The organism is Rhodococcus erythropolis R138 (assembly GCF_000696675.2).
In the GTDB taxonomy this organism is placed as follows: domain Bacteria; phylum Actinomycetota; class Actinomycetes; order Mycobacteriales; family Mycobacteriaceae; genus Rhodococcus_F; species Rhodococcus_F erythropolis.
On sequence record NZ_CP007255.1, the window covers coordinates 5,580,495 to 5,601,692 of the forward strand.

Annotated in this window: 29 protein-coding genes; 21 read left to right on the plus strand and 8 right to left on the minus strand. The window is 61.1% G+C overall.

Annotation, left to right across the window (positions count from 1 at the left end; translation table 11 throughout):
* The first annotated feature begins 131 nt into the window (after nt 1–131).
* The 3 genes from H351_RS25595 to H351_RS25605 all read left to right on the plus strand — a co-directional run bounded on the left by H351_RS25595 (nt 132) and on the right by H351_RS25605 (nt 2,549).
* Complete coding sequence (locus H351_RS25595) at nt 132–551, plus strand: STAS domain-containing protein (RefSeq protein ID WP_019747460.1); 420 nt, start codon at nt 132–134, stop codon at nt 549–551.
* Nucleotides 548–2,035, plus strand: a complete 1,488-nt coding sequence (locus H351_RS25600; protein WP_019747461.1) for an alpha,alpha-trehalose-phosphate synthase (UDP-forming) — start codon at nt 548–550, stop codon at nt 2,033–2,035. The genes H351_RS25595 and H351_RS25600 overlap by 4 nt, the downstream gene beginning before the upstream one ends.
* 136 nt (nt 2,036–2,171) lie before the next feature.
* Nucleotides 2,172–2,549 (plus strand): hypothetical protein, encoded by a 378-nt coding sequence (locus tag H351_RS25605; RefSeq protein ID WP_029254690.1) that lies wholly within the window; start codon nt 2,172–2,174, stop codon nt 2,547–2,549.
* Nucleotides 2,550–2,573: 24 nt separating this feature from the next.
* Here the strand turns inward: H351_RS25605 and H351_RS25610 are convergent, their stop codons facing one another.
* Nucleotides 2,574–2,876: a MerR family transcriptional regulator gene (locus tag H351_RS25610; RefSeq protein WP_003943719.1), complete on the minus strand. Its 303-nt coding sequence runs from the start codon at nt 2,874–2,876 to the stop codon at nt 2,574–2,576.
* Nucleotides 2,877–3,234: 358 nt separating this feature from the next.
* Between H351_RS25610 and H351_RS32320 the strand changes: the two genes are divergently transcribed.
* From H351_RS32320 to H351_RS25630, 5 genes are all read left to right on the plus strand, one after another.
* Complete coding sequence (locus H351_RS32320) at nt 3,235–3,393, plus strand: hypothetical protein (protein WP_003943664.1); 159 nt, start codon at nt 3,235–3,237, stop codon at nt 3,391–3,393.
* Nucleotides 3,394–3,477: 84 nt separating this feature from the next.
* Complete coding sequence (locus tag H351_RS25615; RefSeq protein ID WP_019747464.1) at nt 3,478–4,023, plus strand: Dps family protein; 546 nt, start codon at nt 3,478–3,480, stop codon at nt 4,021–4,023.
* Between the two features lie 73 nt (nt 4,024–4,096).
* Nucleotides 4,097–4,231 carry a hypothetical protein gene (locus H351_RS32820; protein WP_020968725.1) on the plus strand — a complete coding sequence of 45 codons (135 nt, stop codon included), beginning with the start codon at nt 4,097–4,099 and terminating at the stop codon, nt 4,229–4,231.
* A 48-nt stretch (nt 4,232–4,279) separates the two neighbouring features.
* Complete coding sequence (locus tag H351_RS25625) at nt 4,280–4,951, plus strand: ANTAR domain-containing protein (RefSeq protein ID WP_020906546.1); 672 nt, start codon at nt 4,280–4,282, stop codon at nt 4,949–4,951.
* A 190-nt stretch (nt 4,952–5,141) separates the two neighbouring features.
* A complete protein-coding gene (locus H351_RS25630; RefSeq protein WP_037120154.1) occupies nt 5,142–5,453 on the plus strand; it encodes a WhiB family transcriptional regulator in 312 nt (103 codons plus the stop codon).
* Nucleotides 5,454–5,462: 9 nt separating this feature from the next.
* Here H351_RS25630 and H351_RS25635 read toward each other — a convergent pair whose 3' ends face one another.
* Nucleotides 5,463–5,900, minus strand: a complete 438-nt coding sequence (locus H351_RS25635) for a hypothetical protein (RefSeq protein WP_029254688.1) — start codon at nt 5,898–5,900, stop codon at nt 5,463–5,465.
* Between the two features lie 236 nt (nt 5,901–6,136).
* Between H351_RS25635 and H351_RS25640 the strand changes: the two genes are divergently transcribed.
* Nucleotides 6,137–6,571, plus strand: coding sequence for an ATP-binding protein (locus H351_RS25640; protein ID WP_019747468.1), 435 nt, complete (start codon nt 6,137–6,139; stop codon nt 6,569–6,571).
* A gap of 95 nt (nt 6,572–6,666) precedes the next feature.
* On the plus strand, nt 6,667–7,386 hold the full coding sequence (locus H351_RS25645) for a SigB/SigF/SigG family RNA polymerase sigma factor (protein WP_223258034.1): 720 nt from the start codon (nt 6,667–6,669) through the stop codon (nt 7,384–7,386).
* Nucleotides 7,387–7,401: 15 nt separating this feature from the next.
* Here H351_RS25645 and H351_RS25650 read toward each other — a convergent pair whose 3' ends face one another.
* Nucleotides 7,402–7,650, minus strand: a complete 249-nt coding sequence (locus tag H351_RS25650; RefSeq protein WP_020968722.1) for a hypothetical protein — start codon at nt 7,648–7,650, stop codon at nt 7,402–7,404.
* Nucleotides 7,651–7,967: 317 nt separating this feature from the next.
* Between H351_RS25650 and H351_RS25655 the strand changes: the two genes are divergently transcribed.
* The 3 genes from H351_RS25655 (at nt 7,968) to H351_RS25665 (ending at nt 9,989) form a co-directional block, all read left to right on the plus strand.
* Nucleotides 7,968–8,405, plus strand: coding sequence for an STAS domain-containing protein (locus tag H351_RS25655; RefSeq protein WP_029254687.1), 438 nt, complete (start codon nt 7,968–7,970; stop codon nt 8,403–8,405).
* An 86-nt stretch (nt 8,406–8,491) separates the two neighbouring features.
* Nucleotides 8,492–9,469, plus strand: a complete 978-nt coding sequence (locus H351_RS25660) for a YihY/virulence factor BrkB family protein (RefSeq protein WP_003943713.1) — start codon at nt 8,492–8,494, stop codon at nt 9,467–9,469.
* 316 nt (nt 9,470–9,785) lie between these two features.
* Entirely contained in the window at nt 9,786–9,989 is a 204-nt protein-coding gene (locus H351_RS25665; protein ID WP_003943666.1) for a cold-shock protein, read from the plus strand.
* 128 nt (nt 9,990–10,117) lie between these two features.
* Here the strand turns inward: H351_RS25665 and H351_RS25670 are convergent, their stop codons facing one another.
* Nucleotides 10,118–10,357, minus strand: coding sequence for a CDGSH iron-sulfur domain-containing protein (locus H351_RS25670; RefSeq protein ID WP_019747472.1), 240 nt, complete (start codon nt 10,355–10,357; stop codon nt 10,118–10,120).
* On the opposite strand from H351_RS25670, the gene H351_RS25675 reads away from it, so the two are divergent.
* Nucleotides 10,358–11,407: an iron-containing redox enzyme family protein gene (locus H351_RS25675; protein ID WP_029254686.1), complete on the plus strand. Its 1,050-nt coding sequence runs from the start codon at nt 10,358–10,360 to the stop codon at nt 11,405–11,407.
* Here H351_RS25675 and H351_RS25680 read toward each other — a convergent pair.
* Nucleotides 11,364–12,062 carry a HemK2/MTQ2 family protein methyltransferase gene (locus H351_RS25680; protein ID WP_019747474.1) on the minus strand — a complete coding sequence of 233 codons (699 nt, stop codon included), beginning with the start codon at nt 12,060–12,062 and terminating at the stop codon, nt 11,364–11,366. The two genes, H351_RS25675 and H351_RS25680, sit on opposite strands and share 44 nt — an antisense overlap.
* A gap of 110 nt (nt 12,063–12,172) precedes the next feature.
* Here H351_RS25680 and H351_RS25685 point away from each other — a divergent pair, with 110 nt between their 5' ends.
* From H351_RS25685 to H351_RS25705, 5 genes are all read left to right on the plus strand, one after another.
* Nucleotides 12,173–12,940 carry a GAF and ANTAR domain-containing protein gene (locus tag H351_RS25685; protein WP_029254684.1) on the plus strand — a complete coding sequence of 256 codons (768 nt, stop codon included), beginning with the start codon at nt 12,173–12,175 and terminating at the stop codon, nt 12,938–12,940.
* A 233-nt stretch (nt 12,941–13,173) separates the two neighbouring features.
* A complete protein-coding gene (locus tag H351_RS25690; RefSeq protein ID WP_019747476.1) occupies nt 13,174–13,878 on the plus strand; it encodes a glycosyltransferase family 2 protein in 705 nt (234 codons plus the stop codon).
* The gene (locus tag H351_RS25695; RefSeq protein ID WP_029254683.1) at nt 13,875–14,813 is read left to right on the plus strand and encodes an acyl-CoA dehydrogenase family protein; all 939 of its coding nucleotides are present in this window, start codon (nt 13,875–13,877) and stop codon (nt 14,811–14,813) included. Before H351_RS25690 ends, H351_RS25695 begins: the two co-directional genes overlap by 4 nt.
* Nucleotides 14,807–15,565 carry a PIG-L deacetylase family protein gene (locus tag H351_RS25700; protein ID WP_029254682.1) on the plus strand — a complete coding sequence of 253 codons (759 nt, stop codon included), beginning with the start codon at nt 14,807–14,809 and terminating at the stop codon, nt 15,563–15,565. Before H351_RS25695 ends, H351_RS25700 begins: the two co-directional genes overlap by 7 nt.
* Nucleotides 15,562–16,176, plus strand: a complete 615-nt coding sequence (locus H351_RS25705; protein WP_029254681.1) for a class I SAM-dependent DNA methyltransferase — start codon at nt 15,562–15,564, stop codon at nt 16,174–16,176. The genes H351_RS25700 and H351_RS25705 overlap by 4 nt, the downstream gene beginning before the upstream one ends.
* Before the next feature lie 52 nt (nt 16,177–16,228).
* On the opposite strand, the gene tatA is transcribed toward H351_RS25705, so the two are convergent.
* From tatA to H351_RS25720, 3 genes are read right to left on the minus strand one after another with little or no spacing between them, the layout of a single operon-like run.
* On the minus strand, nt 16,229–16,405 hold the full coding sequence (gene tatA, locus H351_RS25710; protein WP_020906537.1) for a Sec-independent protein translocase subunit TatA: 177 nt from the start codon (nt 16,403–16,405) through the stop codon (nt 16,229–16,231).
* Nucleotides 16,405–17,076, minus strand: a complete 672-nt coding sequence (locus tag H351_RS25715; protein WP_020968713.1) for a Rid family hydrolase — start codon at nt 17,074–17,076, stop codon at nt 16,405–16,407. Before H351_RS25715 ends, tatA begins: the two co-directional genes overlap by 1 nt.
* 39 nt (nt 17,077–17,115) lie before the next feature.
* On the minus strand, nt 17,116–18,696 hold the full coding sequence (locus H351_RS25720; protein ID WP_029254680.1) for a flavin monoamine oxidase family protein: 1,581 nt from the start codon (nt 18,694–18,696) through the stop codon (nt 17,116–17,118).
* A 238-nt stretch (nt 18,697–18,934) separates the two neighbouring features.
* Here H351_RS25720 and H351_RS25725 point away from each other — a divergent pair, with 238 nt between their 5' ends.
* Together H351_RS25725 and H351_RS25730 are read left to right on the plus strand one after the other, a co-directional pair.
* Complete coding sequence (locus H351_RS25725; RefSeq protein WP_029254679.1) at nt 18,935–20,446, plus strand: APC family permease; 1,512 nt, start codon at nt 18,935–18,937, stop codon at nt 20,444–20,446.
* Nucleotides 20,446–21,198, plus strand: a complete 753-nt coding sequence (locus tag H351_RS25730) for an IclR family transcriptional regulator (RefSeq protein WP_029254678.1) — start codon at nt 20,446–20,448, stop codon at nt 21,196–21,198. The genes H351_RS25725 and H351_RS25730 overlap by 1 nt, the downstream gene beginning before the upstream one ends.

Here is a 21,198-nt window from a genome sequence, read left to right on the forward strand (position 1 = left end):
TTGAGTACCCAGCCGTTGAAGACGAGCACGGTTCGTGCGTTGCTTCCCGTGCCGTTTCCCGGTTTCGAACGAAACCGTTTCGAACCAGACCGTTCGAACGAACCGTTTCGAGCAATCCGTCAGGAGTTTCGATGAACGAGTTTTCGAGAACTACAGATGAGCGTACGGACAGTCCCCCCACATTCACCACGACGTGTGCGGAAAACATTCAATCGCTCGTGGTCAGCGGCGAGATCGACGTCCGGTCCCGAGCTGATTTCGCTGCCTGCGTCGACGACCTGATCGGTGAGCGTCACCCGTTCGTACTCGACTGCTCGGACGTCCAGTTCATCTCCGTCGGAGGTCTTTCCATCATCGAGACTCTGTCGGCCAAGGCACGAAGGCTCGGCGTTCCTTGGACGCTCGTCGCAGCGCACCCCGTCAGGCGCCCGCTGTCTCTTCTGAAGATGGACGCAGACATCGTGTTCACCGACTCGACAGCCGAGGCGGTCACATACCTGTCCTCGACCACCGTGCTGGACGAGACCCTGGCGGAGCCGATGTCGGCGTGAGTACCGATCTCGAAAAGCTCTCCGAATTCGTCGTCGTCGCAAACCGACTACCCGTCGATCTCGAAACCGACGAGGACGGTGGCAAGAACTGGAAGCGAAGTCCGGGTGGACTCGTCACTGCTCTCGAACCCATCCTGCGACAGCGAGACGGCGCTTGGGTCGGCTGGCCGGGGGTCGCGGACGAGAAGGTAGATCCCATAGTGGTTGACGGCCTTCGTCTGTTTCCCGTCGAGCTGACCTCTCAGGACCTCGCCGAGTACTACGAGGGGTTCTCCAACGACACGCTGTGGCCGCTCTACCACGACGTTCTGGTGGCACCGACGTTCGAACGGTCGTGGTGGCACACGTACGTCGCGGTCAACCAGCGGTTCGCCGAGGAAACCGCCCGTTGCGCCGCGGACGGAGCCACCGTCTGGGTGCAGGACTATCAATTGCAACTCGTGCCGGCAATGCTGCGCGAACTGCGCCCGGACCTGACGATCGGGTTCTTCCTTCACATTCCGTTTCCTCCGGTCGAGCTCTTCATGCAGCTTCCGTGGCGCAAGGAGATCGTCAAGGGAATGCTGGGCGCCGATCTGATCGGCTTCCACTTGCCTGGTGGCGCAAACAATTTCCTGTTTTTGGCCCGAAAACTACTCGGACTCAAGACAACGACCGCGGGCGTCGGTGTTCGAAGTGCGCTCGGGCATGTGGATTTCGACTCTCGCGTCGTCAAGGTGGGGGCATTTCCCATCTCCGTCGATTCGGCCGAGCTGGAGCGCCAGTCGAAGAGCGAATCGGTCCTGCGCCGCGCACGCGAATTGAAGGAAGAGCTCGGAAATCCCGAAAAAATCCTGCTGGGAGTCGACCGCCTGGACTACACCAAGGGCATCGACCTGCGACTGCAAGCCCTCAAGGAACTCCTCGACGAGGGCCGCTTGGATCCGGAGAAGTACACGATGGTGCAGCTCGCCACGCCCAGTCGCGAACGCGTGCAACACTATATCGACCTTCGCAGTGTCATCGAGGAACAGGTGGGCCGCATCAACGGCGACCACAGTCAGATCGGCCGCCCCGTAGTTCACTACCTGTATCAGCCGGTCGACCGCGAAGAACTGATCGCACTGTTCGTCGCCGCCGACGTCATGCTCGTGACGCCGATGCGTGACGGGATGAATCTGGTGGCCAAGGAGTACGTGGCCTGCCGAGGCGACCTCGGAGGCGCTCTCGTTCTCAGCGAGTTCACCGGTGCTGCAATGGAATTACGACAGTCATACCTGGTCAACCCGCACGATTTGGACGGCGTGAAGAATACAATCCTGACCGCAGTTCATCAGGATCCGAAAGAGGGCCGTCGCCGTATGGCTGCGCTGCATCGCCAGGTCATGACGCATGATGTGCATCAGTGGGCCGAGTCGTTCCTGACTGCACTTTCGCCGCCCGAACCGCGCCCGGACAATCAGTTCGTCACGGAGCGCGAGTCTGACTTTGCACGCAACAACTGACCCCGTGGGCTTGCGTCAAGGGTGAGCGGAGACTCGAGCTAGGATTGGTTTCAGTTCATCGTCAAGCAGCGGCTGCGAACTGATCTCCTCAACATAGCCGTGCAATGCTGCATCGGCCCAGAAAGACAGGCCGACCATGCCCCTCACGGTGAAGTACTCCGAAACCTACAACGACGCTCTCATCGCGCTCGCTGCTGCTACTCATCGGCCGGCCAATGTGGTGAACCTGTTCGGCGAGTACGCCATTCGTGTCGATCTCGAATACAACCGTTATCTTCTGGCGACCAATACCGCGGCCGGACTCTCCGATCGACCCGACAACGGAGAATCGTGGCTGGTGCGGTTCTTCCAATCCGAAAACACCGACACACCGGATCGCCTCCTCGCGGAAGCGTCGCATCAATGGTTGGTCGATGCTTTGGACGCCGCACTCGAACAGATCGAAGCGGCAGGCAACAAGATCTCCGCCGACGCGGACTTCGGCGACCCTACCCGCACCGAAACTCCATTCTGAACGGCATCGTATGGAGCAACGCTACTAGTCACCCTCGGCGGTCAACTGGCTGATTCGAGCCGCTAAGACTGCATTTTCGGCCTCCAGGGACAGAATCAGACGGATACCGACCAGATTGACTCCGTCGTCGATCAGCGCGGTGATTCGTCCGAGCGTATCCAGGTCGGCCTCGCTGTAACGGCGCGTACCGCCATCCGTGCGGGTTGGTGTGAGCAGGCCCCTTCGCTCGTAAAGGCGCAGCGTCTGAGGTCCTACGCCGGACAGTTCTGACATCACTGAGATCCCGTATACGCCGCGCAGCGCCCGGGTCTGGGATTCCGACGTCACTGGAACCTCCTAGTTCGGTGTCGGCTGTCTCAATCGGCGTCATCCGACCTTAGCATCATCACGCAGTGAATCTGACGCCCAGGACATAGATTCAAGCGTGTCCAGGGCCACTCATGACAAAAATCGTCGAGCCGAGAAGGCATGTAATGGCAGATCAAAGCCGATTTCGGCAAGATCGCACAGGGAGCTTCCCTTAGCCGTCGAATCGAAGTAGCCTTGCCAATTATCTACATCGGCTGATATAGATTTTGTAGCACTTGAAAGCGCCATAACCGGCACTCGAAGGTGTAGAACACCCAGACGTCGGAGTCGGTGGTTCAGCCGACTCCCTCACGGCACACTCTTCACCGGGAGCAAGATGACGACGATCGACATCCCGCCCACACAGGGCGAGAGCACCACCGGCATCGGAATCACTGTTGCAAGCGCGACTTTGACAACCGAAGAGGTCAAGCGCCGAATCGCGATGATGTACGGCGACCCGGTGACAGAGGAGCCAGTAGCACTCGCGCACTGAACCTGACCGACACGCGATCCGATTGACGATGGCGCGAGACCGCCCCGTTCGCGGGCGATCCCCATCAAGACGAGAGGAAAACATATGTCCGAGTTCACCGTACCGGGACTGAGCAGCGCAGACGGTTCGTCCGTCGCCGATATTCTGCAGGAACGCCTCAGCGCCTACAACGACCTTCATCTGACGCTCAAGCACGTCCACTGGAACGTCGTCGGACCCAACTTCATTGGCGTGCACGAGATGATCGACCCACAGGTGGAGCTGGTTCGCGGCTACGCCGATGATGTGGCGGAACGTATCGCGGCACTGGGCAACTCCCCCAAGGGCACAGCGGGAGCGATCGAGCGCGATCGGACTTGGGACGACTACTCCGTCGGCCGCGACGACGCTCGCGCCCATCTGGCTGCGCTCGACCTCGTCTACACCGGGGTCATCACCGACAGCCGCACTGCAATCGACAACGTCGGCAAGATCGATCCGATCACAGAAGACATGCTGATCGGCCAAACGGCACAGTTGGAGAAGTTCCAGTGGTTCGTTCGTGCGCACCTCGAGAACTCCGGCGGCAGCCTCGTACACGAAGGCGCGTCCACCGAGCAGGATGCCGCAAACGAGGCGCGTCAGAACTGACGCTCCGTCCGCGATTTCGGCCGATCGGGGGTCGGGCGAAATCGCGATCCCCACAACAGGAAAGGGCAAGAGCATGTCTGCGGACTCGCGCGGCACGTCGGCACAAACGCGTCGCGAGTATCAGATGTTCGTGTTGCAACAGCGTTTGTTGTTCGGATCGATCGTGGCAGGCACCGCCCTTGGAGTTCTCGCGATCAATTACTTCTGAAATATCAGGGGCCGCAGCCGTCGAAGACAGGACAGAAACGACACAATCATGAGTTCGAGCACTCTCCGCTCGATCGTTCGAAGCGATCGATTTGCGGCAAGCACTTCTTCTCTTCTGCTCGTGGACAGCGATTTCCGTATCCAGGGCGCAAACGACGAATACCTTGCCGTGTCCGGCCGCAGCCTCGATCAGTTGCACGGAGTGGAAGTGTTCGAAGCCTTCCCCGACAATCCCGACGACTCGTTTGCCGACGGAATCTTCTCGTTGACAGCGTCATTCGAGCGCACGATGCACTCCAGAACTCGGGACGCACTGCCGACTCAGCGTTACGACGTGCGCGATGAGCGAGGTAGTGGGCTGTTTGTCACGCGCTATTGGAATACGGTCAATTCCGCCGTCACCGATGATGACGGCAGGGTGATCGGAGTGCTTCATCGTGTGTACGAGGTTCAACGACCCCAGGCTCAGCAGTCCAGTTCAGCGTCAGACGTCCTCACCCGCCTTCGCGCGGAAAACGACGAACTGAGAAGAGCTTTGGATTCTCGGCCCGTGATCGAGCAGGCCAAGGGATTGCTGATGGCCGAGCGCGAGTGCTCGGCCGACCAAGCCTTCGACCTTCTGGTCGAGATGTCGCAGGAATGGAACGTCAAGTTGCGCGACATCGCCGGTGGTCTTGTCGCCGCAGCAGAGAGACGTGCCGTCGATCAAAAGAATTCCTGACGACCGGGATTCAAAGGTTGTACGGCTGGGTAATGACCGACCAGAGGTACCCCCGAAATCTTCCCCTCGAGGGAGGAGCCTCGAAGGTCCCGCCGGTTCAGGCCGGCGGGACCGAGCTTTGCCTTAACACCCGACCCGGATCCCCGATCCGAGTCGAGTTCGTCACGCAGCGAAGGGAACGTCCATGTTCATGCGCTCCTACACATCTCCCAGGCCCCTTGCCGACGAGTGGGATTGGCAGCTGTCCGGCACCTGCCGCGACACCGACCCCGCCCTGTTCTACGACGACACGAACGAGCGCGGCTCCAGGCGAGCGAAACGCGAGAGTTCGGCGAAGCTGGTGTGCGCCAGGTGTCCTGTCGTTCAGAGATGCCTCGTGCACGCCATCCAGACCGGGGAACCCCACGGTATCTGGGGCGGCATGACCGCGACCGAACGAGAATCGTTGCGTAAAGGTCGAACTGAACCACTGATCAGTGCCGCTGCGAACTCACCGGAGTAGGTGGCAACCTCAAGGCCTGGCCTCGTGATGCCGTAAACCGTGCGTGCGGCGTCGCTCCTTCATCTCGGCTTCGAAGAGGTGCGGCACTCCACCGGCCAGCTTGTCACGCACCACCTGTTCGCATTCGCGAAAGAAGGACCAGTAGTTCTCGTCGAACTCCTCGACCAGCTGGAAGGTCCAGCGCCCTTCGACCACGTTCCGGCCCATCAACTCTTTCTCGACCTGATCGGCCAGCTCGTCGTTACCGCTGGTTCGCAGTAGCTCTACGACCTCGTCGAGCATCAGATCTGCATGTCCGATCAGCTGATGGAAGTCGTACAGAGCGCCTCGCGCCCGCTCCACCGTTTCGAGGGCGTTCGACAACACCCCCGCTGCCTTCACCTCGTCGTCCGTGACGCCTTCCGGTCGTGCGTGTACGGGGATCTGCCTGTCCGCCTGAGTGCCCATGAAACGGACGTACCCGAACGGGTCACAAATGAAAGATGGGATTCGGTACGAGCGCACCACAGGTGATGTGTCTCACAATTCATCCTCTAGTTCGGGTAAAGAGGATTACTTCGCCGGGCGAAGGGTAATCGAAGGCCATGAATACTTCCGGGGTAGAGATGGCTGGCACGCATGGCCGGTACCGTTCCTTGCCTCGGTCCGCCGGAATTACGCCACATCTACCTACAGGAAGCCCCTTGATTCCTCTGTCGAGTCCGACCGAAGCCGAACTTACTCACGACTCCATTGCCTCGCTCCGCGTCCGAGCGTCGTACTCCCAACTGCCGACTCTGCGCGGAATCACCCGCACGGTTGCCAACAACACCGGATTGGACGTCGACGGGACAGCCGACCTCGCTCTGGCGATGGACGAAGTCGCGAGCATCCTCATCGGCCATGCGATACCGTCCAGCGACTTGACCTGCCGATTCGAGACCTACGGTCGCACTCTTCGGATCGTCGTGTCGGTGATCGCACACTCCGAAATACCCGACAAGTCCCACAGCTTCGGATGGTTCGTTCTCGAAGCACTGGTCGACTCGGTCCGTTTGGAGCAATCGGAAATCGACGCGGACGGTCACATCACCCTGACGATGACGCTTGAAAAGGGCTTGCTCCAGGAGCGTGCGTGACCGCTGTCCCACCGGACGATACTGTCCCACCGGGCAAGGCTGTACCACCGGACAAGAAGGACCAGTACGAACTAGCTGTCGAATTGTTCGTCTCGATGGCTTCGCTTCCACCGGATGATCCGACCCGAGAAAAGATCACCAACTCGATCATCGAACTGTGCCTACCGCTCGCCACCCACGTTGCACGTCGCTACCAGGGGCGCGGCCAACCTTTCGAGGACTTGGAACAAGTTGCGCGCGTGGGGTTGGTACAGGCTGTGCAGCGATTCGACGTAGACAAAGGATCGGATTTTCTGTCGTTCGCAGTCCCCACCGTAATGGGTGAGGTACGCAAGCATTTTCGCGATCACGGCTGGTCCGTACGCGTACCTCGCAGCCTTCAGGAACGACATCTTGCCCTCAACCGGGCGCTCACGTCGTTGTCGCAGACGCTCGGCCGTGCACCGACGGTAGCGGAACTTGCGACGGAGCTCGACATCGAGCCGGACGAGGTCGAACAGGGGTTGACCGCCGGAAATTCGTATCGAACCACACCGCTCGACACCGCGTCAGCCGGCGACGGGAGCGGACTGACTCTGATCGATACTTTGGGACAGTACGACGAAGCGATCAGTCGGATCGACAATCACGAAACCCTGCGACCCGCGCTCCTTGCACTACCGGAGCGCGAGCGCACGATCGTGGTTCTCAGATTCTTCGGTCATCTCACCCAGTCCCAGATTGCCGAAAAGATCGGCATCTCTCAGATGCATGTATCCAGAATCCTCACTCAGACACTGAAGCAGCTGCGCACCGAGATGGGTGAAATCTTCTGAAGTAGGTCCCCAGGATCAGATGTATTCCTGCGCAAGACGTTCCATCTCGTCTCGGTCAATGAGCCCGGGCTGGCCGATGTCGAGAGCCTCGAGATACTTGTTGGCGAGACGGTAATCGTGCCCCCACCGGCCGTGCTCGCCGTCCTGCTCGGTGCGCTGAACACTGGAACCGGGCGGAACCTCGTCCTGCAGACCGTTGGTCTCCGCGCCGATCAGTGTGTCGAGCTTGGTCGAGATGGCCGTGAGTGCATCGCGGTCGTTCATCTGAAATCCCTTCGTCAGGTGGCGCTGATCCCCAACCATACCGAAGTGTCGAACCAAAAACATTGCACCGCTTAATGTTCGACTACAAGCCTGGACCGATCCAAGCCCTCGAGCTACACTGAGCGATACCGAGGTTGAGAATACAGCCGGGGCTGAAGCCGCTGGCGCTCGGTTCGCATCAGGACTCTGGATTCAGGTCACAACTTCCTGCGTACATCCATTGGGCTCAATGCTTTCCACACCTGGACTCTTCCACTTTCCGTGCCGCCAGGTCGGTCGTCAGCCTTTCGACGAAAAGCACACAGACCGGATCTGCCATGAATCTGAATGAACTCGACCACACAGCGATCGATTTCGTCGATCCCTCAACACAATTGGGTCCGATCGTGGACACACAAGGCTTCGCGGCCTGGCGGATAGCACCCTCGACAGTCCTGATCCAGGTCGACGTCGACCTCGATAAACTGTCCGCCCCAGAACTGAGAGAACTTCTCAACTCGTACGCTGCGGAGTGGTCCCGCGTCATTCTCGACCTGTCAAACTCACTGTTCGTCGGTGCGGTCTGCCTCGAACTGTTCGCCGAACTGAACTCCCGTTCACGAGCGCACGACTTCCAGTGGTCCGTCATCGGGTCACACCCGCTTCGACGCTTGCTTCGGGCCGCACGGGCGGAAGAGGAATTTCCGGTCACCAACTCTGTCGAGGGAGCAATGCGCGCGCTCGCCGAAGCAGAAAAGTCACTCGAAGCCTCCTGACGCCAAGCATGCACCGGCGTCGAGCGCCGCGCGCTCGCAGCGACTAAGGTTCGTCGGGCTGTCCGACGAGCTGAGAGAGACCGAGAATGACAATCGCCAAGCGCCTCGATGCCTTGCAACAGAAGCATCCGGCCCTGGGGTTCCCGATAGCGGTCCTCTACAAGTTCCTCGACGATCAAGGTGTTTATCTCGCCGCGCTGATCGCGTACTACGGCTTCGTCTCACTCTTCCCTCTTCTTCTGTTGCTCTCGACCATTCTCGGCTTCGTGCTCTCTGGCAACCCCGAGCTTCAGCAACAAATCTTGGACTCCGCTCTGCATCAGTTTCCGGTGATCGGTGACGATCTGGGCAATGCGCAACAGATCGGCGGCGGTGTCACAGGGCTGGTGATCGGAATCGTCGGTGGTCTCTACGGTGGCCTCGGTGTCGCTCTGGCTTGCCAGAATGCGATGAACACGGTGTGGTCGGTGCCCCGAAACATGCGACCGGATCCCATCCGCGGGCGTCTTCAAGGGTTACTGCTCCTGGGCACCATCGGTCTCGCGATCTTGGGGACCACCGCTGTCTCCAACATCGGCGGTGCGCTTCATCTGGGCGGTTCGTTCAGCTTCCTGTTGACCCTTGCGGTAGTCGTCTTGAATGCAGGCATCTTCATCGTCGCTTTCCGGCTCACCTGCGCCCGCCCGCTCTCGGTAGCCGATGTGGCGCCTGGAGCGATCGCCGCTGCTGTTCTCTGGCAAGCACTTCAGTCCTTCGGTGCCCTCTACGTGACCTCCGTGGTGCGGGGTGCCTCCACCACCAATGGCGTCTTTGCCATCGTTCTGGGTTTGTTGGCCTTCTTGTTCCTCGCTGCCGCCTCGATCGTCATGTGCGCGGAAATCAACGTCGTGCGAGTCGACAAACTCCATCCGCGGGCGTTGTTGGCTCCGTTCACCGACAACACCGAACTCATCGAAGGCGATCGGCGTACCTTCGCCGATCAAGCAAAAGCCCAACGCGCGGTTCCCCACGAGAACATCCATGTGACGTTCGACGGGCACACCAAACCCGACGATTCGGACTGATCTCGACCCCGATCGAGTTGGGTATTTGGTCCCCTCCTGGGTATCAGGGTGGCATTCTGCGCCGCGAATCCAGATTTAACACAGGTGTTGTCATTTCGCGCTACATCGAAGCGACGAATACATCACAGCAGGTAAACGTGCATAGTTGAACAATCACCTGCTTCCGACGGGGTCCAGGAACGGGACAAACCCGTCAAATACTGCAACTCGCCATGCATGTAATTGGAGACAGAAAAAGAAGAGCATGGCAGGATCAGGTGTGAGACCGGACTCTCGATGGGAGGGCTCGGCTCGATGGATCCAGGAGAATTTGGTTATGGCTCAGGGCAGTGTCAAGTGGTTCAACGGTGAAAAGGGCTTCGGATTCATCGAGCAGGAAGGTGGCGGACCGGATGTGTTCGTTCACTACTCGGAGATCCAGGGCAGCGGCTACAAGTCCCTCGACGAGGGCCAGAAGGTCGAGTTCGAGATCGGACAGGGCCAGAAGGGCCCCCAGGCTCAGAACGTTCGCGCCATCTGAGTTCGATCCCAGTCTGACTTCAGACTGAAAAGGCTGGACGCTGCACCGCACGGTGCCGGCATCCAGCCTTTTCTTGGTTTCAGGGCCGTCTTGGTTTACGGGTCCGGCTCGTTCCGAGTTGGCCCCGGTTACGTCGCTCGCGCCCGCTTCTTCTTGTGGGAGCTGTCGCAGAACGGCGCGATGCCGGTCCGCCCGCATCGACACAAAGCAACCGTAGAGCGCTTGTTCTCTATCGGAGTGCCGTCGTCACGGAGCAACTCGAAGTCACCACGCACCAGCAGCGGGCCGTCCGAGCAGGCGGTTATGGTGGTGTTGTTACCGGCAACACTCGGTGTTTCGGCAGATGACGATTCGGGAAACGCGGTCATATGTCCTCTTCACTTCTCGATTCGGCCACTGGCGTGCCCACTTCCATGCCTGTTCCACAGGCTCGCGGCCCATTGAGCGCCACTCTCGTTTCCATTCTGCGCTCCTCGGCCGATCCGAGGGAGCTTACGGCTGCCGCTGACGCGTACGAGGTTGCACGGTCCATCGACCCCACCTACGACATTCTTCGAGACGACGACGCTCAGTTGACTCTGACGCTCCTCTACGAGCTTCATTTGCAGGGAATCGAGAACGTCTCGGACGCGTGGGAGTGGAATCTGGACCTGCTCGCGGCGAGGTCGCGTCTCGAGACGCATTTCGAGGCCGCCATCGTGGAACTCGTGGGAAAGGTTCCGTCGTCCGGTGACGTCGTAGCCGATTTGTGGGCGATGACGGCTCCCAGTGCAGGCCCCGGTCTGGCGTCCTTTATGGCGAAGGACGCTACAATCGATCAGTTCGCGGAGGTGCTGATTCACCGTTCGCTCAATCAGCTGCGTGAAGCGGATGTGCACACCCTTGGAATTTCGCGCCTCTCCGGTGCCGTCAAAGCAGCCCTCGTCGAAGTGCAGAGCGACGAGTACGGAGGGGGCAGCGCAGAGCGAATGCATTCGCGTCTTTTTGCCGACACCATGCGGGCTGTCGGCCTTTCGGACCGCTACGGCCACTACATCGATGCTGTTCCCGCGGTAACCTTGGCGTCGTTGAATGCTCTCTCGCTCTTCGGCTTTCATCGCCGACATCTCGGAGCGCTGGTCGGGCACCTGTGCGCCGTCGAGACCACGTCGGCGCTGCCGAGCAAACGGTACAGTGCCGGCTTGCGCCGACTCGGATTCGGTTCGGACGCGACACTGTTCTACGACGAGCACGTGGAAGCGGATTCCGTTCACGAACAGATCGCCGTTCGGGAACTTGCCGGCGGTCTTGCTTCTTCGCACCCGCACCGCACTGATGACATCTTGTTCGGCGCTGCAACGTGCCTCGCGTTCGACGACCTTCTCGGCGATCACCTCACATCGAGTTGGGAGAAGGGCGAGACTTCGTTGCGCGAATGATCACGAGTTGTTCGATTTCCTGACCGGTGGTGATCAACCCTCGTGCCTCGAGCATGGTGCGCCTCTCGCGCATCACGGGCCCGAAGGGAATGTACTTCCGGGCCGAGATCTCCACGGCCATACCGTGTTCCTCGAGTATCGCCTCGGTCTTGTCGACCCCACACAGTACCGACTGCAGAAGAAGTAGTGTGCCGCCGGGGACGAGTACCTCGTGAACGGTGGCCGCGATTCTGTCGATGAGGGCGCGTCCGTCCTTGCCTGCGTCCCAAGCCCGTTCGATTCCAGCGGTAGGTAGATCGTCTGCCAGTGCAGGGACGTACGGCGGGTTGGAGATCACCAGATCGAAGAGTTCGCCGTGTACCGCCTCGGTGAGGTCGCCGCGACGGGAATCGATAAGGGTTCCGTTGAGGATTCCGTTGAGACGAGCATTGGCACACGCTCGGCGAGATATGTCGACCGCGACGACGTGGCCTGCACCAGCCGCCGATGCCGCGACGGCGAGGGCGCCGGTCCCCGTGCACAGATCCAGGACCCGGCTGCGAGCGGTGAGGTGCTCGAACAGCAACGCATCCGCCAGTAACGACGTGTCGTGTTGCGGTCGATACACACCAGGTAGACGCAGGATCATCATCGGCTCCTCTTTTTCAGGCGACATCGCACATCGCTGCGTGCGGCTACCCAGGAACCTCGGATTTCATGCGAACATCGCAGCATCGACTGCCCGGAACGGTTACATCGTCGCAGATTGCGGAGTAGACCTGAGTCATGACAGGCAATGCGGACGCTCCTCAGGTAGCCGCGGCGTTTGCTTCCGCAGCAGATTCGCTCGACACACTCGCCGAAGCGATTGCCGGACTCCGGTCCAATCTGAACACGGACGAGCATCTCGACTCCATGCTCCAACGTCTGGCCGAGACCGCGGTCAAAGCACTGCCTGACGCCGATGCTGTCAGCGTGACGGTGTTGTCCACCGATGGCCCACGAACTGCTGCGTCCACCGCGGACTACCTTTCCGAGATAGATGACGCCCAGCACTCCGCTGATCGTGGTCCGTGCGTTGACGCCGCGCGCACGGTGTCCTCGGTTCGGGCAAAGGTGGGTGATCACGTCGACGAATGGCCGGAATTCACCGACGAAGCCCGCAAACAAGGCGTCCGGTCCTACTTGTCCGTGCCGATCACCATGGGCGAAGGGAACACCGAGCTGCTCGGCGCTTTCAACGTCTACGGATTCGCCTCGACAGAGTTCAAGGCCTTCGACGAAGAGTTGATGAAATTGTTCACCGCCGGTGCGGGCGCGGCGATCGCAGATTCACGACGCTGGCGTCAAGCACACGAGCACATCGCACAGTTGCACTGCGCCATGGAATCTCGGGCCGAGATCGAACAAGCCAAAGGTGTCCTGATCGCCGTCCACGGCATCGACGCCGAGGAAGCATTCAGCCGTCTTGTGCAGCAATCGCAGAACACCAACGTGAAACTGCACGAGGTTGCCCGGATGCTCATCGATTCGGTGCGCCACCGCCGGCTCTGAAGATTCTTCGGTGCAAAACCCCGTTTTGCACCCGAAAGCACAGTCGCAAAACCCCGTCTTGTACCCCGAAGTCACAGTTCCCAAACGCATCCAGAGATGTTTCACCGAAAGAGTTTTCGACCTGCGTGACTGCTGGCGGTCGAGCGGCGGCACTCGTCCGAAATGTGGTTATCTGTTGAGAACCGGGACGAAAGAAGACCCGACCGTACCAGGGTGAGGAAAGGATCGTCACTGTGCCAATCGACCAGGTTCTTGTCGTAGTTCCCGCCCACAACGAAGCCGAAGACCTCCCCAGTTGCCTTCGCGCACTCGCAACAGCGGCGTCGGCTTGCGTTGTCCCCGTCCGACTGGTTGCCGTCCTCGACAACTGTTCGGACGGAACCGCCGGTGTCATCCCCGACGGGGTCGAAGTACTTCGCGTCGAGCACCAGAACGTCGGACGTTCGCGAGCGACGGGCTTTTCCGAGTTCGGCCGAGAGTTGGGAGCTTCGGCGTGGTTCACCACCACCGATGCAGATTCGGTGGTCGGCCCCACCTGGATTGCGCGCCAATTGGAGTATGCGCGTACTGCGGACGTCGTCGCGGGAACCGTACGCATCGCGGATTGGGAAGGCCATCCACACTCCGTTCGTGAACGATACGAACGTATGTACCACGCACATCCATATGGCCGACACGGTCACGTCCACGGGGCCAACCTCGGTGTCCGCGCGGATATGTACTGGAGCGTCGGAGGATTCTCCGATCTCGAAGAAGACGAGGACGTCGATCTCGTCCGGCGGTTGAGCGAGGCTGGTGCCTGTATCGCGTGGGCAGAAGACATTGCGGTCACCACGTCTGCGCGTCTCGACGGCCGAACTCCGGGCGGCTTTGCCGGACATATCCGTAACCTGGGTTGTACGACCGCCGATAACGAAGAAGCGGAGCTGGCACGATGAAACGACTACACACACTCCTGGACGCAGGTGGACTGTACTTGCCGCTTCCCGGCGGCGGCGCGACAGCCGCGCGGTGGACCTCCCTGGCAGAGCTCACGCGCGAGAATGTGGTTCTCGGGCGGATGGCTGAGGCTCACACCGATGCCGTCGCGATACTCACCGAACTCGACGGGCCGGATCCCGAACCCGGGCAGCTGTGGGGAGTGTGGGCGGCCGAGCCACCCGAACCTGTGGTGAATGCGTCTGAGCACGTAGGGATCTGGACGCTCACCGGCCGCAAATTGTGGTGTTCCGGCGCCAACACCTGCACGCATGCACTGATCACCGCCTTGGTCGACGGAGTACCCTCACTCTTCGCAGTTGAGCTCGGACTACCTGGGGTGCATCCCGTTCCCGATTCGTGGAAGGCCGTTGGTATGGCCGAAAGCGACTCCAGCGCGGTCGACTTCGACATGGTTCCGGCGATACCGGTCGGGACGGCAGGCGACTACCTGAGCAGGCCGGGGTTCTGGCACGGCGCGATAGGCGTGGCTGCATGTTGGTACGGCGGTGCCTGCGGCGTTGCAGATCCGTTGTACGACAAGGCTGCAAGCAGCGACGATCCCTACCTACTCGCCCACCTCGGCGCGGTCGATGCAGCGCTGGCCGCAGCGCGCAACGCGCTCGCAGTCGCGGCGGCGGAGATCGACGCCGATCCTTTCGACGAAAATGCCGAGGCCATGCAGCGGGCACTCCGTGTGCGGGCAATTGTCGAGCGCGCCGCCACCGAGACCCTGGATCGGGTGGGACGCGCTCTCGGCGCCGCACCGCTCTGCATGGACGCCGAGCATGCCGCGCGGGTAGCCGACCTCACCGTCTACTTGCGGCAGAGCCACGCCGAGAAGGATCTCGCCGACCTGGGCCGGATTGCGGCCAAGGGGAAACGGCCGTGGTGAACTCGAAACTGTTCGCGCAGAAGCCTGTCGACGATGGCGGCACTCCCGAATCGACATGGCAGGAGTGGGGACGCAGCTTTCCGGAACTGGATCTCACCGGGTGCTCGCGATTGATCGTCGTCGCTCCCCATCCCGACGACGAAATACTCGGACTGGGTGGAACTGCTCTTCTCGCAACGCTTTCCGGCATCGACGTTCACGTGGTGTCTGTCACCGACGGTGGAGCCTCACATCCCGATTCACCAACAGTGACTCAGCCTGAGATGGAACATCTCAGGCGGTCCGAGTCGGATCGAGCAGCGCGTGTACTCGGAATTCCCGCACCGGTTCGATTGAGCCTTCCAGACGGGAAGATCAGGGAGAACCGACAGGAGTTGACCGACCGTCTCAGCTCGATTCTCGGTGATTCCTCGACGGGTGCCTGGTGCGCCTCGACATGGCGCGGGGACGGCCACCCCGACCATGAAGCCACCGGGGAGGCAGCGGCGAAGGCCTGCGCGGACACTGGATCACGATTGATCGAGTACCCCATCTGGGCGTGGCATTGGGCTGAGCCGGATCATGCAGCAGTCCCGTGGGAAAGGGCCAGAAGAGTGGCCTTGCCCTCCGACGTTCAGGCTGCAAAATCCGCTGCTGCCAATGCGTTCACTTCACAGATCGCCCCGCTTTCCGACCATCCCGCGGATGCCCCCATCCTCCCCCGACATGCGATGGAACGACTACTGCGACCGTACGAAACGGTGTTCGTATGACCGATCGTGAGCTTCCCGCGGACTACTTCGCCAAGATGTATGCGGCGCAATCCGATCCGTGGGACTTCGAATCCCGGTGGTACGAGCAGCGAAAGTACGCGCTCAGCGTCGCGATGCTCCCCAAACCTCGATACCGTCGCGCATTCGAACCGGGATGCTCGATCGGGGTTCTCACCGAGAAGTTGGCAGAGCGCTGCGACAGCGTTCTCGCCACCGACATCGTCCCGGCCGCACTCGAGAGCGCCCGTGCGCGGCTTACCGGGCGTGATGCCGAATTTCGTCTGTGGGCGTTGGGTGACGACTGGCCCGACGAGACCTTCGACCTCGTCGTCATCAGCGAAGTCGGCTATTACCTGACCTTCGAAAAGCTGATCGAGGCAATGCTGCACGTCGTCGAGCATCTCGAGCCTGGTGGAACGCTGCTGTGCGCCCATTGGCGTCACGTCGTACCGGAGTATCCGCAGAACGGTGACGCCGTTCATTCGGCTGTGCGCCAGACACCGGGGTTGGCGCAGTTCGCGTCGTACCAGGACGAGGACGTGCTGATCGATGTCTTCGTGAAGGGTCCGCCGTCACCACCATCGGTAGCGCGTTCCGAAGGTCTGATCTAGAAGACCTGTGCGCGGTTGAGGAGTGTGGGGACTCCTCAACCGCGCACAGGGGTCAGTCTCGCTTCTCCAACGCGAGGTCCGTATCCGATTGCAGTTCACCGACTTCGGTCTTGAGGATCCGCATCGACCTGCCAAGGCCGCGGGCCGCGTCGGGCAGCTTCTTCGAACCGAACAGCACCACGAGCACTACTGCGACGATTGCCCAGTGGGTCGGGCTGAGCGCGCCCATCAGGCGGGTTCCTTGCCATCGGGGTACACCGCGTCGACCTCTACCTCGACGAGCCAACCGGCAACGGGCAGTCCGGCAACCTCGAGGGCGAAGCGGGTGGGCCGAGCGCTGTTGCGCTCGATCGGAGCGATCGGCTCGGCAGTGCCCATCGGCACCAGCTCCGTATCACCGGTGTCGAGATTGGTATTGGCGAAGAACTGGCGGTACGCGCGATTCCATCCTGTGTAGTCGGCCTTGTCCGACCCCGGCGCGTTGTCCAGGAAGACGCGCATCGTCACGACGTCTTCGAGACTCAATCCCTGGGCTTCGAGGTTGTCGCGGATCTTCTTGAGTACGTTGATGCCCTGCGCCTCGGTGACGGTGACCCCGGCAGGCAGAACTCCGCCGGAGAACTGGCCGTCGATGTACGACTCCGGCGAACCTTCCGGCGCCGCCTTGTTTCCTGCCGACGGGCCGATGCCGCTGGTCTTGTAGATCGCGGTGTCGCCGCCGATCGCGACACCCTGAGCGATCATCGGGTTTGCCTGCCCCGCTTCGAGAATCGATTTGGAGACGAACGAACTCGACGTGGTTTCGGCGTCCGCCTCATCAGACGAGCAGGCCGTGGCGAAGCCCAGTAGCGCGGTGGCGGCGAATGCCGCTGCAAGGACCTTGGTGCTGCGAGATTTCATGATGTGACCTCCAGAGAAAGTGATGGAAAACGAAGCACGTCAGGCAGTTTGCGCAACACGCTGATGCAGATGGGTGACGACGTCCTGCGCGGACGTGAAGGCCCCGTGCTGCCAGGCGATGGCGTTGGAGAGGTGATCGCCGGCGAAGTAGATCCGGTCGACGGGTTCGAGCAGCTTGGTGTACTCGGGAGTTGCCATGCCGCCGTGGGAATCTCCCGCGCCGGCCCATGATGCCCAGGCGGATTCCGAATACTTGGTGCGACGCCAGCTTCCGGAGAAGGACGACGAGATGTCGCGAGTGTATTTGTCGCCGTGGATTTCTGCGCCTTCGGCGATGGCCTTTGCCAGCCGCTGACGGTGGGTGAGCGATTCGAAAGCCTGTTGACGCTTACCCGAGCTGTAGTACGCGACCACGACGCCGCGGTCGGAGTTGTAGTGGTCGTAGGGGAACATGATCTGGGAGATGTCGCGGTCGGTGTTCGACGCGCCGCCGTAGATGCGGTCCTCCGTCTCCCACCACCGACGCGAGTATTCGATACCGAGCTTGCCCGACGACGACGGCTTGGCTGCATCCAACGCGAGCAGGATGTCGGAGGGCAGGTTGTTGTTCAGCCGCTTGATCAGGTGCGGTGGGATCGTGCAGATTGCGTAGTCGGCGGTGATCGACTTGGTTTTGCCGTCGACGACGTAGTCGACGGTGACGCCTTCCGGCACGTTCTTCATGCCGCTGACCTCGGCGCCGAACTCGATGTTGTCCATCCCGATCGCGTCCTGGAACTTGTAGTAGATCCGGTCCATGCCGCCGACGGGGGTCATCATCGTCATGGCCTGGTCGTAACCGAACTCGAAGGAGAATGCACGTCCGATGCCGCCCTGGATGACATCGCTCATCCCGAATGGTTCGATCTCGGTTCCGAAGTTGAGGCCGGCGCCCGGCTCGGCGGAGTGTCCTCGACGCGAGGATCCGACGTAGCGGCCGTCGCTGGAGAGATCACCGAAGTCGGTGAGGAAGGACGAGAGTGCTTCTTTGTCTTCCTTGCTCAAGACCTGGTCGAGAGCGCCCTGATTGGTGGCCTTCTGCAGCAGCTCGGACATGTATCCGTAGGTGTCGGCTTTGGCTGCTCGGTAGGTGATCGACTGATTCGCCAGCGGCTTGTTGCCGGTGTAGTTGACGAAGGTGTTCGCATTCTGGTTTCCGAACATCTGCAGTTCGACGCCCAGTTCGCGGCAGTAGTCGATGGTGTTGTGATTTTGCGGAATACGCGTCGCACCGAGGTTGTAGAAGTGCCCCTCGGAGAACGTACAGGTCTGTGTCTCATCGTTCAGGTCGGTTTCTTCGGTGCCGTTGCGGATCGACCACACCCGACCACCCGGCCGGTTGCGCGCTTCGAGGACAGTGACCTTGTATCCGGCCTTCTGCAGTTCGTAGGCGGAGCACAGACCGGACGGTCCACCGCCGAGGATCACGACGGAGTGATTTCCCTTGACCTTTCCGATCAGGTCACCCGCGGCAGGTGCCTGAAATCGCCTCGGCGTCGACGCCACCGCCGGTGCCAGGCCGATGGACGACATAGCACCGAGTGCCAGGCCGGCACCGCCGGTGATTCCCAGACTGCGCATGAAAGATCTACGTGTGTATGGCATTCGAGCTCCCCAGTGTGCTCCCGGTGACCCGGGTGGTTGGTGTTGAACACAGACTTCAGGAGCGTTGGGTCCGGAACTTGACGCGCAGGAAACAGTCAGTGGGGACCGAGTGAGAAACCTGCGAGCATCAGCATCGGGCTCTCTCACCCGAGTGCGATCAGCGGAAGCATGTCCGCAATATCCGCGTTACAGAACCGGACTAGCGTGACGCGACATGTCCGCTCTCACCGAAGCTATCGCGCGGTCCTTCACCACGCGCGAGAAGCAGCCCCCGGCGCGATCACCGCTGCGCGCGTTGGGCCGTCGGCAACTCTCGGGCGCCGAAGTGCTGGCCCAGTCGGTGGCAACCACCGCCCCTGCTGTGTCGATGGTCGTTCTGCCCGTCACCATGCTGACACACGGCCGATTGTTGAGCGGGATGATCACCATCATCGCGGCCACCGTGCTGGTGACGCTCATCGCTTTCTGCGTTTCGCAGTTCACGCGCCGAATGGCAGCATCGGGCGGGCTGCACAGCTTCGTCTTTCGTGGCCTGGGCACCCGGGCAGCATTGACCACCGGCATCGCCATGCTGGTCAAGTACGTCGGCAGCGCGGTGATGACGCTCTATCACGGAGGACAGGTCGCAATCGCATTGCTCGGCTTCGCGGGTGAGCACGTGGACAAGACTTTTCACGTCATCGCGCTCTATCTGGGGATAGCCCTGCTGATTCTCGGTGCCCTCGTTCGAAGTGTCAGATTTGCTGCTCTCGCGATCCTCGTCGTCGAAAGCTGTTCACTTCTGTTCATCGTCGGGCTCATGATTCTGGGCGGTTCCGGAAGCCAACAAGCACAGATCGTTCCGCCCACCTCCGGCCACGGGCTGTTACTCACCGCCCTGGCTGCCGTGTTCGCTCTCGCCGGATTCGAGAGCGCGGCCTTCTTCGGCCCCGAATCTCGTCGACCGCTGGTAACCGTCACCCGCACAGTCCTTCTCACCCCGATCATCTGTGGATCGCTCTTCATCTTTGCGGGCTGGGCCGCTTGGTCGGGACGTAGCGACACCCTCGTCAACGCCTATCTCCACGGAACAGCGACGGGTGTGAGTCCAGGTGTCGTCATCGCGCTCAACGTCGGTCTGGGGTGCTCGTGGCTGGCGTCGTCGATGGCGTCGTCCAATGCTGCGTCGCGACTGGTCTACTCGTTCGGCGTCGAACGCCTACTCCCCCGCCGGTTCGCCTCGGTTCACAGCGCATTTCGCACGCCCTACTTCGCGCTGACCGTCGTCGTCTGCACAGTTCTGGTGGGCGGCGGAGCCTTTGCCATCCTTGGACGCGGAGAGATTTTCGACGACGTTCGACTGACGGTTCGCGGTGCCGTCATCGTTGCCTATGCACTGGTGGCGATCGCATCGGTTGTCTTCCTGACGCGTATCGGAGAGCACACTCCCGGCGTTCTCGCAGCCGCGTCATGTGGAAGTGGTGCCGGTGCGATAGTTCTCGGTTACCTCGTTTACGCCAACACGATCGACCATGCGTACGTTGCACCGATCGCTGTGCTCGTGATCCTGACCTCGGGCACGCTCTGGCAGTTCTACCTGCAACGCCGAAGCCCCAAGAGCCTGCTGCACGTCGGCGCGTTCGACAGTCCCGAAACCGAGGACGTACTACCAGGAGCTGGGGTGTTCGCCACCGACGCAGCCGGAAACATCGTGCTGGTGGGCGAGCCGACTGCCGGCGCCCGCTGATGGTGGGCCGACCACGCGACCTCGGTGGGCACGAACCCCGAGCGGTTCAGCGCGCCCTTGCCCTCCTCGAGTCGGCGGCCAGGCTCGGATCGGGAGCCACCGCCAAAGACATTGCTGCCCTGGCCGACATCCCACCTGCCACTGCGTATCGGTTGCTCAACATCCTTGTCGCCGACGGTTACCTGGTTCGGATCGCCGACCTCTCCGGCTTCGCACTGGGCCGACGCACCCGTGAATTGGCCGGGGCTGCCGCCGAACCCACCCCCGTCGACAATTCGGTGCTCCTCGAAGAACTCCGCGAACAGCTACGGTTCGGCGTCTACCTCGCGTCGTTTGCAGAGAACAGAATTCGACTGGTCGATCGCGATCCAGACCACGAGCTCAGCGGCGAACGGACGCTGGTCACAGCCGTTCACGCGTCGGCTGTCGGGAAGCTGCTCCTCGCCAGCCGACCCGAATTGGCCGAGGCCCCATTGCGAAAGGTCACCGCACACACCATCACCGACGGCGACCAGTTGGAACTCGAACTCTCTCGGATCCGGCGCGGCGAGCCCGCCCGTGAGGTCGACGAGATTCGTGTCGGACGCTCCGCCGTCGCCGTCCCGATCCACGACGCGGAAAGGTGTGTCGTCGGTGCCTTGGCTGCGATAGGTCCGACCGGCAGACTTTCCGTCGACGACGTAGACCTGGTCGTGCTGTTGCGGGAGTACGCGGAACGCATCGTTGCACCGACGATGTCGAAGGCAAGCTGA

Excerpts from the sequence above, each read along its gene's own strand:
- H351_RS25595 (WP_019747460.1), top strand. The coding sequence starts at position 132 with ATGAACGAGTTTTCGAGAACTACAGATGAGCGTACGGACAGTCCCCCC.
- H351_RS25605 (WP_029254690.1), top strand. The coding sequence starts at position 2,172 with ATGCCCCTCACGGTGAAGTACTCCGAAACCTACAACGACGCTCTCATC.
- H351_RS32320 (WP_003943664.1), top strand. The coding sequence starts at position 3,235 with ATGACGACGATCGACATCCCGCCCACACAGGGCGAGAGCACCACCGGC.
- H351_RS25615 (WP_019747464.1), top strand. The coding sequence starts at position 3,478 with ATGTCCGAGTTCACCGTACCGGGACTGAGCAGCGCAGACGGTTCGTCC.
- H351_RS32820 (WP_020968725.1), top strand. The coding sequence starts at position 4,097 with ATGTCTGCGGACTCGCGCGGCACGTCGGCACAAACGCGTCGCGAGTAT.
- H351_RS25625 (WP_020906546.1), top strand. The coding sequence starts at position 4,280 with ATGAGTTCGAGCACTCTCCGCTCGATCGTTCGAAGCGATCGATTTGCG.
- H351_RS25630 (WP_037120154.1), top strand. The coding sequence starts at position 5,142 with ATGCGCTCCTACACATCTCCCAGGCCCCTTGCCGACGAGTGGGATTGG.
- H351_RS25635 (WP_029254688.1), bottom strand. The coding sequence starts at position 5,900 with ATGGGCACTCAGGCGGACAGGCAGATCCCCGTACACGCACGACCGGAA.
- H351_RS25645 (WP_223258034.1), top strand. The coding sequence starts at position 6,667 with ATGGCTTCGCTTCCACCGGATGATCCGACCCGAGAAAAGATCACCAAC.
- H351_RS25650 (WP_020968722.1), bottom strand. The coding sequence starts at position 7,650 with ATGAACGACCGCGATGCACTCACGGCCATCTCGACCAAGCTCGACACA.
- H351_RS25655 (WP_029254687.1), top strand. The coding sequence starts at position 7,968 with ATGAATCTGAATGAACTCGACCACACAGCGATCGATTTCGTCGATCCC.
- H351_RS25660 (WP_003943713.1), top strand. The coding sequence starts at position 8,492 with ATGACAATCGCCAAGCGCCTCGATGCCTTGCAACAGAAGCATCCGGCC.
- H351_RS25665 (WP_003943666.1), top strand. The coding sequence starts at position 9,786 with ATGGCTCAGGGCAGTGTCAAGTGGTTCAACGGTGAAAAGGGCTTCGGA.
- H351_RS25670 (WP_019747472.1), bottom strand. The coding sequence starts at position 10,357 with ATGACCGCGTTTCCCGAATCGTCATCTGCCGAAACACCGAGTGTTGCC.
- H351_RS25675 (WP_029254686.1), top strand. The coding sequence starts at position 10,358 with ATGTCCTCTTCACTTCTCGATTCGGCCACTGGCGTGCCCACTTCCATG.
- H351_RS25680 (WP_019747474.1), bottom strand. The coding sequence starts at position 12,062 with ATGTCGCCTGAAAAAGAGGAGCCGATGATGATCCTGCGTCTACCTGGT.
- H351_RS25685 (WP_029254684.1), top strand. The coding sequence starts at position 12,173 with ATGACAGGCAATGCGGACGCTCCTCAGGTAGCCGCGGCGTTTGCTTCC.
- H351_RS25695 (WP_029254683.1), top strand. The coding sequence starts at position 13,875 with ATGAAACGACTACACACACTCCTGGACGCAGGTGGACTGTACTTGCCG.
- H351_RS25705 (WP_029254681.1), top strand. The coding sequence starts at position 15,562 with ATGACCGATCGTGAGCTTCCCGCGGACTACTTCGCCAAGATGTATGCG.
- tatA (WP_020906537.1), bottom strand. The coding sequence starts at position 16,405 with ATGGGCGCGCTCAGCCCGACCCACTGGGCAATCGTCGCAGTAGTGCTC.
- H351_RS25715 (WP_020968713.1), bottom strand. The coding sequence starts at position 17,076 with ATGAAATCTCGCAGCACCAAGGTCCTTGCAGCGGCATTCGCCGCCACC.
- H351_RS25720 (WP_029254680.1), bottom strand. The coding sequence starts at position 18,696 with ATGCGCAGTCTGGGAATCACCGGCGGTGCCGGCCTGGCACTCGGTGCT.
- H351_RS25725 (WP_029254679.1), top strand. The coding sequence starts at position 18,935 with ATGTCCGCTCTCACCGAAGCTATCGCGCGGTCCTTCACCACGCGCGAG.
- H351_RS25730 (WP_029254678.1), top strand. The coding sequence starts at position 20,446 with ATGGTGGGCCGACCACGCGACCTCGGTGGGCACGAACCCCGAGCGGTT.